Annotated in this window: 11 protein-coding genes and 3 pseudogenes; 2 read left to right on the plus strand and 12 right to left on the minus strand. The window is 41.3% G+C overall.

What is annotated here, in order from left to right:
- Positions 1-6: 6 nt before the first annotated feature.
- The 4 genes from LIQ05_RS15545 to LIQ05_RS15560 all read right to left on the minus strand — a co-directional run bounded on the left by LIQ05_RS15545 (position 7) and on the right by LIQ05_RS15560 (position 4746).
- The gene (locus tag LIQ05_RS15545) at positions 7-1446 is read right to left on the minus strand and encodes an alpha-L-fucosidase (RefSeq protein WP_226822118.1); all 1440 of its coding nucleotides are present in this window, start codon (positions 1444-1446) and stop codon (positions 7-9) included.
- Positions 1447-1492: 46 nt separating this feature from the next.
- On the minus strand, positions 1493-2320 hold the full coding sequence (locus LIQ05_RS15550; protein ID WP_226822120.1) for a carbohydrate ABC transporter permease: 828 nt from the start codon (positions 2318-2320) through the stop codon (positions 1493-1495).
- A 10-nt stretch (positions 2321-2330) separates the two neighbouring features.
- Entirely contained in the window at positions 2331-3212 is an 882-nt protein-coding gene (locus tag LIQ05_RS15555; RefSeq protein ID WP_226822122.1) for a carbohydrate ABC transporter permease, read from the minus strand.
- Positions 3213-3399: 187 nt separating this feature from the next.
- Positions 3400-4746, minus strand: a complete 1347-nt coding sequence (locus LIQ05_RS15560) for a carbohydrate ABC transporter substrate-binding protein (RefSeq protein ID WP_226822124.1) — start codon at positions 4744-4746, stop codon at positions 3400-3402.
- 290 nt (positions 4747-5036) lie between these two features.
- Here LIQ05_RS15560 and LIQ05_RS15565 point away from each other — a divergent pair, with 290 nt between their 5' ends.
- The gene (locus tag LIQ05_RS15565) at positions 5037-6839 is read left to right on the plus strand and encodes a sensor histidine kinase (protein ID WP_226822126.1); all 1803 of its coding nucleotides are present in this window, start codon (positions 5037-5039) and stop codon (positions 6837-6839) included.
- A 1-nt stretch (position 6840) separates the two neighbouring features.
- Positions 6841-8016 carry a response regulator transcription factor gene (locus LIQ05_RS15570; protein WP_226822128.1) on the plus strand — a complete coding sequence of 392 codons (1176 nt, stop codon included), beginning with the start codon at positions 6841-6843 and terminating at the stop codon, positions 8014-8016.
- Positions 8017-8107: 91 nt separating this feature from the next.
- Here the strand turns inward: LIQ05_RS15570 and LIQ05_RS15575 are convergent.
- The 8 genes and pseudogenes from LIQ05_RS15575 to LIQ05_RS15610 all read right to left on the minus strand — a co-directional run.
- A pseudogene (locus tag LIQ05_RS15575) lies at positions 8108-8299 on the minus strand (1,3-beta-galactosyl-N-acetylhexosamine phosphorylase N-terminal domain-containing protein); the annotation flags it as partial.
- Position 8300: 1 nt separating this feature from the next.
- Positions 8301-8486: a hypothetical protein gene (locus tag LIQ05_RS20720; protein ID WP_330634016.1), complete on the minus strand. Its 186-nt coding sequence runs from the start codon at positions 8484-8486 to the stop codon at positions 8301-8303.
- A 41-nt stretch (positions 8487-8527) separates the two neighbouring features.
- Positions 8528-8800: a hypothetical protein gene (locus LIQ05_RS20725; RefSeq protein WP_330634017.1), complete on the minus strand. Its 273-nt coding sequence runs from the start codon at positions 8798-8800 to the stop codon at positions 8528-8530.
- A gap of 235 nt (positions 8801-9035) precedes the next feature.
- Positions 9036-9473, minus strand: coding sequence for a DUF488 domain-containing protein (locus LIQ05_RS15585; RefSeq protein WP_226822130.1), 438 nt, complete (start codon positions 9471-9473; stop codon positions 9036-9038).
- Between the two features lie 181 nt (positions 9474-9654).
- Positions 9655-10526: pseudogene (locus LIQ05_RS15595) on the minus strand (LysR family transcriptional regulator).
- Between the two features lie 447 nt (positions 10527-10973).
- Entirely contained in the window at positions 10974-11486 is a 513-nt protein-coding gene (locus LIQ05_RS15600; RefSeq protein ID WP_330634020.1) for a hypothetical protein, read from the minus strand.
- Positions 11487-11646: 160 nt separating this feature from the next.
- Positions 11647-11814: a helix-turn-helix domain-containing protein gene (locus tag LIQ05_RS15605; protein ID WP_226822136.1), complete on the minus strand. Its 168-nt coding sequence runs from the start codon at positions 11812-11814 to the stop codon at positions 11647-11649.
- A 369-nt stretch (positions 11815-12183) separates the two neighbouring features.
- Positions 12184-12687: pseudogene (locus LIQ05_RS15610) on the minus strand (GNAT family N-acetyltransferase); the annotation flags it as partial.
- Positions 12688-12762 lie beyond the last annotated feature (75 nt).

Below are 12762 nucleotides of genomic sequence, written 5' to 3' on the forward strand. Positions count from 1 at the left end.
ATATTTCTAGTCAGACTGACCACGATCTTGGTATATTCCCACAAATGATAACAGTGGTAAAACTCTGAAATCCTGGATCAGAATTTTCACTTCTTTTACATTCTCTCGGAAAACGGGAATGATCTTCTGATATCCAATTACAGTTCCATCATATATCTTTTCCCAATCAACATTTTCGTCTGTCTTTACGGATACTTGAAACGCTTCCACTCTCTGGCTATACTGGATTGCTTCTTTTAGCACCAGATAACCAACACGCCTGACTTCTGGCAGGGAGAAAATAAGTTCAGTCGGAATTTTACCATCTTTAGGCTGATACCAGGTATTAGAAGTACCCTCCAGCAGATTGCATACCGGATGGTCCGGATCCTCATCTTTTGAAAAAATATCTGCCGTTTTTGCCAGATTACAGGAAAAGGCTTCCTGTTTCCACTCTCCAAATTCCCTCAGACGGTTTACGTCATTTTCATGGAGCAGTCCATTTGGCATTGGTGGGATATTCAAAAGAAAGGTTGCATTTCCTCCTGCTGAGCCCAGATAAATATGTTTCAATTCTTCCAGGCTTTTGACATTATTGTCCTCTTCTTTATGATAGAACCATCCAGGTCTTATGGAAGTGTTTACTTCTGCAGGATACCAGATCAGATCATTTTCTCCTTTTAGGACTTCCCGGCTTCCAAGTTCTTCCATATCACTGGTGATTTTTCGCTGACGAAATTCAGCATCGTCTGACTGCTGGCTCTTTTCCTGAACGCTTTCTGCCAGTGCAGTGCGGGCAGGAACAACACTCCACTCTGATTTTCGCACATCACCGGCTTCATTTCCGCACCATCGGATATCCGGTCCGCATACACAGATACAGGCATCTGGCTGGTATTTACGCACACAGGCATAATAGCGCTCCCAATCGTAGATCTGCTTTTTCCCATTTGGTCCTTCTCCGCAGGCGCCATCCAGCCATACGCTAAAAATATTCCCATAACCTGTCAGAAGTTCTGTAAGCTGGGAGATATAGTAATCATTGTATTCTTTCCCACTTCCATAACAAGGCTGGTTCCGGTCCCATGGAGAAAGATAGATTCCAAACTTCATCCCGTACTCACTGCAGGCATCCGCTACGTCTCGTACTATGTCTCCCTGCCCGTTTTTCCATGGACTTGCTGTTACGCTGTGAGCTGTGTATTTTGTTGGCCACAGGCAGAATCCATCATGATGTTTACAGGTGAGGATCACACCTTTCATACCTGCACTTTTGGCCGCCTCCACCCACTGTCTGGCGTCAAATTCTGCCGGATTAAAAATTGCCGGATCTTCGGTTCCGTCTCCCCATTCCCGATTTGTATATGTATTCATTCCAAAGTGAAAAAAGGCATAAAATTCTGTAGCCTGATAGGCAAGCTGTCTTTTTGACGGAACCACTTTAATCAATTCCTGATCTGTTGGCATTTGCTCCCTCCTTATTCATAAACATTTGTTTCAAGATATCAAATAATTATCCTTTTAGTCCTCCGGCTCCGATTCCCTGCAGCAGATATCTCTGACCAATGAGATAAATGATGATTGTTGGAATCATAACAATCACAAGACCAGCAAATAAAGCGCCCCAGTCAGTGGCGTATTTCTGCACTTCAAACAGATTTGCCATTCCAATTGGCAGGGTTTTCTTTGCATCTTCTGTGAGCAGCACCAAAGCCAGGGGGTATTCGTTCCAGAATCCCATTGCGCTTAACATGGTGATTGTTGCTATTCCAGGCTTTGCCAGGGGTACCATCACTTTTAACAGAAGCTGAATATTGGTAGCTCCGTCAATCCTTGCGGATTCTTCGTAATCACGTGGGACTGCTGACATAAATCCCTGTAAAGTGAAGATACAAAACGGAAATTGCATGACCGCATATACCAAGCATAGTACAGGAAGACTGTTAAGACCATTCACCGCCTGCAGTTCCAGGAACAGAGGAATCATAATATAAGTTGCCTGAAGGAAGATACAAGCCATATAAATAGTAGAAATCAGTTTGCTGCCTACAAAACGGTATCTTGCCAGTACATAAGAAATAGGGATCACAAACAGAAGCAATAAAAATGTGGACACAATTGTTACAAAAATGGAATTTCCAAAATAAGCGGCAATATTTGCTTTTTCCCAGGCACATAAAAAGTTATCCAGATTGAGTGCTGCTGGCAGTGCATAGGGATCTGTCAGATATTCTGCATTGGTTTTAAATGCAGACATCAGATTCCAGAAAAGCGGATATAGAAATACGATCGTGAACAAAATCATTAGGATTCTGGTGCACCAGGTTCTTACAGTTTTCATCAGTTTCCTCCTATTCCTTTTCAGACGACAGTTTACGTGAGATCATGGCAAGAATCACTGCCAGTATCAGAGTAAACATGGCAATGGCCATGGCATATCCGAAGTTTGCGTTTCGCATACCCTGGGTGTACATGTACTGTAAAAGGACACTGGATGCTCCATTTGGACCACCGCCAGTCATGACATTGGACAGTGTAAAACTTAAATTGATGGTTCCGGACAAAGAAAGGATATAAGTTGTTCCAATAGATTTCCGAAGTAGTGGAATGGTAATCTTAAAGAACTTCTGGGCTCCCGTTGCACCATCAATAGAGGCTGCTTCATAAACCTCCTGGGAAATTCCGTCTATGGACGCCACATGCATGACCATATAGTAACCCACTGCCTGCCATACCAGTGCTGCACCGATACACCAGAGCGCTGTTTTTCCTTCTCCCAGCCAGGCATGTTTCCAGGTAGACAGATGGAAAAGATCCAGCATATGGTTCAGAATTCCCCTTGTAGGATTAAAAACAAATGACCACACAATACCAACCACTGTCATGGAGACGATGCTTGGAAAAAAGAATACCGTACGGTAGAAGGATTTTTCTTTCAACTGTCCCTGTGTAAGGATAAACGCAAATACAAGGCTTAAAAAGATTGTCACAGCGGGGATCACAAGCATTAATTTGAAGGTATTATACAGGGCTTGAAGGAAGTCCTTGTCCCGAAACATGTAAATATAGTTATCAAAAAATACAAATTTACTGTTAAACCCAACGCTTAGTGCAGTAGAACTGGTAAAAGAAAGATAAATGGCATTCAGCATTGGTGTGATCATGAAAACGATCGTAAGAATCAGTGCCGGAAGTGTACACAAGGCAATGAATAATTTTGGTTTTTTTACCACGTTTGGTCACCTCTTTTTTATTTTAGGCTGCCCGACAGATTATTTGGCCGGACAACGGATCTTATGGCTATCAGAGTCAAGAAAAGCTGCTGCATATATTGTGCAGCAGCTTTTCCAGGAGTGTTACTGTTCAATTCCAAACATGTGTTACTGAATGTTATATGTTGAAAGTAACTATCTTACATGATTAGTTTGCAGCTTCCATATCTGCACGAACCTGAGCAAAAGCGTCTTCCACATTCTGTGCCCATTCTTCTACTGTCATTTCATCATTCATAACAGAAGTAATCGGGTTGAAGATCTCGTCTTTTGGATTGATCTTACAGTCAGCAGGAACTGCTGCAAAGCTCATGATCAGGGATGAAGCGTTGGCTTCTTCATAGATTCCGTACATGTTGTAAATTGCTGTGGAAAGCTTGTCTTTTGCTACTTCACGAGCACTCTTTGTAGCATACAGGGCACCGGAAGCTTCTGCAAATGCAGATACGGACTCATCACTGTACAGGAAACGAAGGAATTCTTTTGCAAGTTCTGGATTCTTGGCAGCTGCCGGAATGGAGAACTGCTCACAGCTGTCAAATACATAATGTACGTCATCTGCATTCTCGGTTGGGATTGGAGCCATGGCAAATTCAAATCCATCTTCTCTTGGTGCATCCTGCATTTCATTTTCCATCCAGGTTCCGTTTGTGATGAATGCTGCCTTTCCAAGCATCATTTCTGTCTGTGATTCGGTATGGTTCATACCAACAGTGCCGTCAAGGAGATAACCGTTATCTGCAATTTCCTTGATGTGTGTAAGAGCTTTTAATACACCTTCGTTGTTAAAAGAACCTTCCTCATAATTTGCAATCTTTTTCAGTGCATCTTCGCCACATTCGTTTGCGATTGCCGGCCAGAGCATTTCTTCCATATAACCTGGATAAATTCCCTGATAGGTAAACAGTGCACGTCCATCAATTTCTTTTACGCTATCACCAAGAGCAAAGAATTCGTCCCATGTCTTTGGCACTGCCAGATTATTCTCATCAAAGAAAGTTTTATTATAGATCAGACCCTGCGGACCGCTGTTAAATGGCGCAAGATAAATCTCATCGTCTCCATAAGGTGCACATTTTGTACTTTCCAGGATTCCATCTGTAATGTCATCCCTAAGAGTACCGGTTCCGGCATAATTTTCACCATCAAATACATCGTTCAGATTTAAAAGCGCATGTTCTTTGATAAGGGATAGGATTACACCGTCTTCTCCACCATCATTGAGACAGATAAAATCAGGTGCATTTCCGGCAACAATCTGTGGACGGATAATATCTCCGATGGTAGGACTGATCGTCATATTTATCTTTACACCTTCATGGCTCTGTTCAAAAAGTTCTACCATCTGGTTCCAGTAAGCATCTCCGTATCCTCCCTGGAAAATGGCAATATTCAGTTCCTGTTCTTCTGTTTCTGCAAATGCGGTGAGTGGGGAAAGCACGGTAGCTGCGCTCATGGCAAGGATCATGGCAGAAGCTGCAAATCTTTTTTTCATAGGTTGGTTCCTCCTTTTAATTGGCTTTTTATTATGTTTGCCTGATGATGTTATTATAAGCACGATTGTATTTGTGGTAAATTGACAAAACGCTCCTGTATATAGAATATCTTCTTGTACAAATTACCCCATATGGATTTTCTTGTGCTATATATGTACGTTTTTTTTGCATTTTCATTTTAAATGGATTATCCTGTCTTTTTCCTGTATAATGAACGTATGATACTAGACGCAAAGGAATTTTGGATTGTAATATCAACTGATCATAGTAAGAGAAAAGGAATATTAAAATGAGAAAAAGGCGGCATTACCAGGGATTCCGTAAATTCAGCATTAAAACCAGGCTTATGATTGCGCTTCTGATGATTTCCATTATACCATTAGCAGGAATCAGCGGCTATTCTTTTCATATTTTTTCAGTCGCACTTAGGTCAAAACTTTCCGCTTCCATTTCACAGACCTTGTCCATGATCAATCTGAACATGGTCAGTGAAATTGAAAAATACCAGTATCTGTGTGGCTCTATCTGTGTCAGTCAGGAGATCAAAGATGGTCTTCTGAACAAGGATATGGCAGATATGGAAAAAAACAAGGCAATCACCGAAATTCAATCCATGATCCGCAGTAAGATCATCTATCCTGCACAGGCAAAAAATATAACTGTATATGATACAGATGGAAATATCTTTTATGATCTGGGGTATGACGGATTCTATCAGGAGGATGTTGATATGCTACTGGACCGGCTGGAGACAGAAACAGGGGATGTATGGGCTTATGTTCATACTTATCGTGACAGGGACATTCTTGTTCTGGGCCGTAGAATTTATGAGCAGTACAATCAGAGCCAGGTGATTGGTTATACGTTGATCTCTATTGATGAAAAGTTCTTTTCCAAAACGGTACTGGAGCCTATTGGTTTGGCTGATTCTTCCAATATCATGTATCTGAATACAGATGGTACTATCCTTTCCTCCTGGGACAGGAAAGTAGGAATGGGTCAGAAAGCAGATGAGGAATTACTGGAAAACATAAAGAACAGACTGCCAAAGAAAACTGATTCCTTCAGTATTGATGAAAACGGACAGGAACAGCTGGTCACATATATCTTTAATAAAAATCTGAATCAGCTTTTCGTGTATACCATGCCCTATCACTATATCAATTCGGAAGTCTACACCTTGTTGAAAAGGATTCTGATCGTTGCCGTTTTTCTGGTTCTTCTGTGTGTTGCAATTGTCTCAGCCGTATACCTTGGAATCACATCACCAATCCGAAGTATGTTGGATTTTTGTAAAAAACTCTCTGACGGAGACTTAAGTGTCCGGATCCAGGATACCTGTTCGGATGAGTTATCTGATCTTTCCGGAAGCATGAACCATATGGCGGATACCATTGAACGGCTGATTCATCAGCAAAAAGAACAGGAGGAGAAAAAAAGAGAATTAGAATTACAGATGCTCCAATACCAGTTAAATCCACACTTTCTGTTTAATACCTTAAACAGTCTTCGATTTGTGGCTGCTATGCACAAGGATCAGATCGTCAGTGATGGTATCCAGGCACTTAGCAGTCTTTTACAAAATACACTTACCAATAAAAATGAGTACATTACCATCCAGGAAGAGCTGGAAAACTTGGAAAACTATTTTTCCATTCTCAGGATCCGTTATGCAGGAAGTTTTGAATATTCCATCCATACAGAAGAGGATGAACTACTTTCCTGCCTTATTCCAAAACTGATTCTTCAGCCTCTTGCTGAAAATTCGGTCATGCATGGTTCTTCCGATGACGGCTCCGTCATGGAAATCATGATCACATGCTGGGAAGAAAATGGAAATATAATGATAGAGCTTACAGATAATGGGAAAGGGTTTGAAGTAACTCCTGCCGCACTTGCGCCCCACAAGGATCGCAAAAAAATCGGGGTTTCCAATGTAAATGACCGGATTCAGCTGAACTTCGGCCGGGAATACGGATTGAAAATTGAAAGTCATCCAGGTGATGGGACAACCTGCACTTTAACATTACCGAAGCTGAACATTGACCATAGGGATTCAGTTTCAGAATGTAAAAACACAGAAAGGAATTAATATGTATACCATACTTATCATAGACGATGAACCAATCGTAAAAATTGCTCTCCGTTCTATCCTTCCCTGGGAAGAACATGGTTTTTCTATCTGCGGAACTGCCTCAAACGGTCTGGAGGCGATGCCATTGATTCAGAAACATCAGCCAGATGTGATTATTACAGACTTAAAAATGCCGGAAATGAATGGGCTGGAACTAATCCGTACATTGAAGGAAAAGGGATATCCTGGAGAAATTCTGGTACTTAGCAACTATGAGGATTTTGATTCTGTGAGAAGTGCGTTGCTTCTCGGGGCAGCCGATTATCTGCTGAAAATAAAAATTCAGCCAGATAATCTTTTGGCATGCCTTAACAAAACAACGGAAAAACTACAGAAAAAAGCCGGAGAAAGATCTGATTTAAGTGTAAATACTTCTTCGGATAAAACAGGTCTGCTCCTCTCCTTTTTTCAGGGAGAGGCTACACTTCCGGCATTTTTGCAGGCACATTCAGAGACTGATCTTTCTTTTATGGAAAAGAGCTGTGCAATCTGTTATGTCACTTTCGAAAAATACCTTTCAAATGAAGCGTTTTCCATATCCGGGAAGCTTTTGTGTGATATGATTCTTGATGCAGTACAGGGAGTATTACAGCCTTATATTCTTGTTCTAAGTGATTTTAGCGCACTGGTTGTTTTTTCACAGAAGGAACTGAGCATAAGCCAAGTAAAAGTTGAGCAGCTGATAAAGAAATTGTATAACCGTTTTACGATGTATCAATCCTTTGCTCCCGATATGCCTTACCAGGAAAATCTAAAAAACTATGAAGAGGCAAGGAAGATTTATCAGACTTTTATCTCAAATGAAGGACATTATAAAGATGATGTGGCAAAAACCTTGAGCTATCTGGAAGAGAACTATATGCACCGGCTTACACTTGCTTCCATTTCTTCCAATGTCAATCTTAGTTCCAGCTATTTGTGTCGGGTTTTTAAATCTGAAGTGGGAACAAATATTACCAGCTATTTGAATAATCTCAGGATACGGAAAGCGGCTACTATGATAAAGGAAGACAAACTTTCCTTAAAAGAAATATCTGCTATGGTAGGAATTGAAGACCAGCTTTATTTCAGCAGACTATTTAAGAAATGTATGGGAATTTCACCATCTGAATATGGAAAACGGTTTCATCAGTAATTTATGATAGAAAGACATTTCTTCTCTAAAAGAAACAAACAAATTCTTTTACAGCTGTGATAATTTTTTCCTGACACCAGTATTCACCGCCAAATTCCTGGCATACTTCTTTGATATACTGAACAAAATCCGGGAGCTGAAGTGCCAGTTTTAAATATTCGCCGTATCCAATGCGCTGAATCGGACTTCTCAAAATGGCGCGTCTTGCGGTTACCCAGTTTACCTTTGCTTCTTTTACCGGATCACCACCTTCATGGAACGTATCAGGGAAGAAATACGGGAGATTATTTCATTGCACACAAATTTTCATCAATCCATTTCTGGACATCTTTTTCGCTGAGATTTACGGCTTTTGCGATTTGATTAACTGGGATTCCCATTTCAGCCAGTGAAAGGATGGCTTCATTTTTGGCTTTTAGCTCGCCACGTTTCTCTCCGCTTTCCATTCCCTCACTATAGATTTTTTCCATTTCATGGCACATAAGTTCAACCCCTGTGTCTCCTTCAATTCCTATACTCGCTTTGCAAGAATCGGACTGTGCATCTCATCTGCCTTTTTACAGTGTAGATCATGCATCAGTCTTCCAAGTTCTGTATCATCCTGCTTCCTGGAATTTACATATATGATATGTGCTTCATCCTGAAAAGCCTCGTTCAATTCTTTGATCTGCCGGTCAATGTGGTAAATGGGAAGTCCATATCCAAGAATATCGTCCCTGGTAATAAAAATTACATAGCTTTCCGGCAGTTCCTCAAAATCCTGTCCAGGATTTAAGGTATTCATATTCTATGGGATAAAAAAGTGAATATTGTACTACTTTGGAATTATTAACTATTATTTGATACAAGCCATCATTTAACAGCTAAAATTTGACATACTATATTTTATTATACCTACTCATGAATATAAATTCAAGAAAATTATTGTGCAAAGAAAAAAGTCGGAAATTGTAGTAAAAAAGAAAACAGATCTACATGTAGAAACCTGCAAATGGTGATGTATGTAAGCAAGGTAATTACTACAACAGGATAAAACACGTTCTGCAGAGCATTTCATAGTATTTTCGGTATTCCTGGTTTGTCTGAATTTCAGCACCCATTCCCAGCAGAATCCCTGCAATGATACTTCTGTGGCAAAGTTCTTCATCCTCACAGTAGCACCCGAGAACAATATTTTTCCTGCTGCTTTCCCTGCACAGATAGTTCAGATCCGCTTCTGCTTCTTCGTTTTTCGCCAGTTCTGCAATGAATTGTGGGACATATACATTTTGGAAAAATTCCGGACCAAATTGTTCGGCATGGAAAGTTTCCCGGTATTTTAGAAACAGCTCCCTAGATGGGGAAAGGGATTGGACCAGTTTTTCTTTCTGCGGCAGGATATCTGGGGAACGGACAATCCACCAGACTTCATCATAGTCAGATGTGCAGATGTTTGTAATTCGATCTATATAAATCATAAGCCTTTTAACTTCCTTTCTCAGCGGTTCTCCAGAAGCAGTTCACCTTTCATCCACCCATACTTTGATTTTCCTTCTGCTCCGCGCTGAAGCATACTAAGGGCAAAATCCAGACTGGTTGGGCTGAACATCATATTTTCTCCAGACTGTATTTCTGCAATTTTGACAAACTACATAAATTTTAAACACACCCGGATATAATGGTGTTTTTCAACTCTCTTGCTGCGGCCCCATAGGATGCTGGCTGTCATATACCAGGCAGATCTGACGCTCTGGCATTTCGTCTTTTAGTGGAATCTGTACGATTTCTTTTTTCAGAAGGGATGGGGCTGCCATTGGATGGGGCAAAAAGGCAAGGCCAAGCTCACATTTTACCAGCGGCAGGAGCTGGTCCGCAGTGGCAGCTTCCGTATCTGGGGAAAAATCCAGGCCATGGGATAAAAATACACTATTGTAAAATTTATAGGTCATAGTTTCCCGTCCAAGAGAAATCAGCGGATAGTTTTTTACCTCCCGAAGGGAAAGCTCCTGGCTTCCCAGGGCTGTAAAAGTGGTACCGCCAACCAGGATCTCCTGAAAGGGCATGAGCATGATCTGTTTCAACGGGGAATCCACCTCTGCCGGAGTGGAAACTACTGCAAAATCGATCTTTCCACTTTTTACGGATTCAATGGCTTCCGGGGTGGAATGGTTATAAAGCTTCAGCCGGATTCCCGGATAAGTCATATGGAAATTTTTTAATTTATCAAGCAGAAAAATATTCAAGGCAGTTTCACTGGCACCAATCGCCACACTTCCATGAGAAAGCCCGGAGCTGTCCGCCAGCTCTTCTTCTGCTGCTTGGAACTGCTCCATTGCACCAAGTACATGGGTATAAAGCCGTTCTCCCTCCGGGGTAAGCTGTACCCCGCGGTTAGTGCGGATAAATAAAGTGGTATTCAGCTGCTGTTCCAGACAGTTCATAGCCCGGGTGATATTAGGCTGGCTGTTGTTTAACGCCTGGGCTGCCTTGGTAAAGTTGTGGTATTTTGCCGGCTTCTGGGCATGGTCCAGACGGCCTTCACTGCCGGATAATATAATCACAACTTTATCCTTCCTGCCACGATTTCTCTTAGTTTTTCCTGCATAGTTTGTTTTGTTCCTTTCACAATAATATATTTGGAAAAAATTGTTCAGCATGGCATTTAATACATATGTTTTATACCGCCATTCTTTTCCTTTTGGAATATACCAGAGCTTTAGTTAAACAACAGACTGCAGCCAATTGTAACCTTTAGCTGTTGTTTTTCTTATAATACCATAAAAGCAGGTCTCATGCATAATTTTATACATGAATCCTGCTTATGTTGGAACTGTTTACGTTACGGTTCATAGAAAATCTGAGTACTTTTATTTTATGCTCTGGATGTTTCTCCAATCAGCCCGGCAAGTTTATTTCCAGCTGAATCCTCTTTGAAAATTCTAAACGGAATGATATCTACACATTCCAATTTTGAAGGATTATATTCTTTCAAATGATTGTATATTTGCGGTTTCCTGTACTTTTGGTACCCAATAGTATGTGTACGGGCACTGGTCAGTGTAGTATAGAACGAAGCCATTCCCGGACACCTTGGTCTGCTTGGCACATTCCTTGAATTTAGGTGGCTCGGCATTGGGTACAAGGGGTAAATACATCAGGTTAATCCCACAATCGGATACATCTGCAGTCCGGAAGCCCTTGTAAGCCAGGAACTTCGGATCGGCGAGAAATTCCCGTTTCCGTCCCTCGGCGCACAGGATGCAAATGCCATTCTTTCTCTGTGCATTGGCGTCACGGATACACTCATTCAAAAGGTTGCTGGAATATCCATGGCCTTTCATAGAACCGGAAACCCACAGGCAGTTGATGTAAAGCCAGTCATTTGCCTCAATGGGCACCCATGCATTTTCTGCTGGGATATATTCGATAAAGCATTTTCCACGCTCCACACTGCGGTAAAAAACAAGCCCCTCATCGAAGCGCTGCTTCAGCCATTCTTTTTGGCAAGGCTCTGTTTGCCAGACATGGCACAACAGATGTGTTCTTTGTCGATATTTTCTTTCGTAATATAGATGTAGTTCATAGATTGTTCCCCTTTCCGAATGCTTATTTTGTTTCTAATACATTATTTTTCTATGTCCAATTAACATTTTATTCTTCATAAAAATCTCTACGGTATTGGGAGGGCGTGCAGCCTTCTGCTTTCTTAAATGCTTTCGTAAAAACTCTGTAATCGCCATATCCGCACTGGACAGAGATTTCTCCTATGGAAAGGGAGGTGGCAATCAAAAGTTTCTTGGCTTTTTCCATACGGATCATACCGTATCCCCTCCGTAACCCAGTTTTGGAATATTACACTCCGTGATCAGTAACACGCTCCGCGATGCATAGAAATCATGCATTCGCATGATTTCGCGCCGAGGTTCTCGGGGTTTCTATGAGCTTTGTTCACAAAAAACACCTCGCGGAATGTTACCTGTGAACAATAACTACAAACATTCTAAATTCCCCGTTTTCCTCTTTTTTGAACTCACTCAGAGCGTATGTATCTTTATAAATTAAAGGATATCTGATATCCGTTTTTGGGATAGGCCAAAATTATAGGAAAATGTATCAGTTTTTTAGAAAATCATCCTTGCAGAAAAAATGCACCGACTTACTTGAGCCAGTGCACATTTCGAGAAAATGTTATTTATATAATTTCTCCCAACAATCTTTTGTCATTACGTTGGTGTGTCCAACACGTATCTCATTTAGGAGTGGCACAGGAACTTCATTGCAGGTATGATGAAAAACAAAACCCAGCTTTTCCTGTACACGCTTTGATTTTTGGTTTCCATCAAAATAGCCGCACCAGATGGTTGTCATGCCCAGGTCCTCAAATCCATGCCGCAGCAGTTCACTGGCAGCTTCTGGCATATAACCACGTCCCCAGAATGGCTGTCCTAGCCAGTAGCCAAGTTCGCATTCATCATCCCGCTCTGTCATATCCGTGTGTCCATTCAGCTTTAATTCTACGGCACCAATGGCAATGTTATTTTCTTTTTCACAGATTGCGTAACACTCCGTCCCATTGAATACATTTCTGATTACGTCTTTACTCTCTTCTACACTTTTATGAGGCGGCCAGCCTGCAATAGGGCCGACTTCCGGATTTTTGGCATATTCAAATAAGCTGTCGGCATCTTCTTCTGTCCATTTTCTTTAAATCAGTCTTTGGGTTTCCAACATTCTCTTTCACCTCAACATTTATACGATTCGGATTTT

Source organism: Blautia glucerasea (assembly GCF_020537505.1).
Lineage (GTDB): Bacteria > Bacillota > Clostridia > Lachnospirales > Lachnospiraceae > Blautia_A.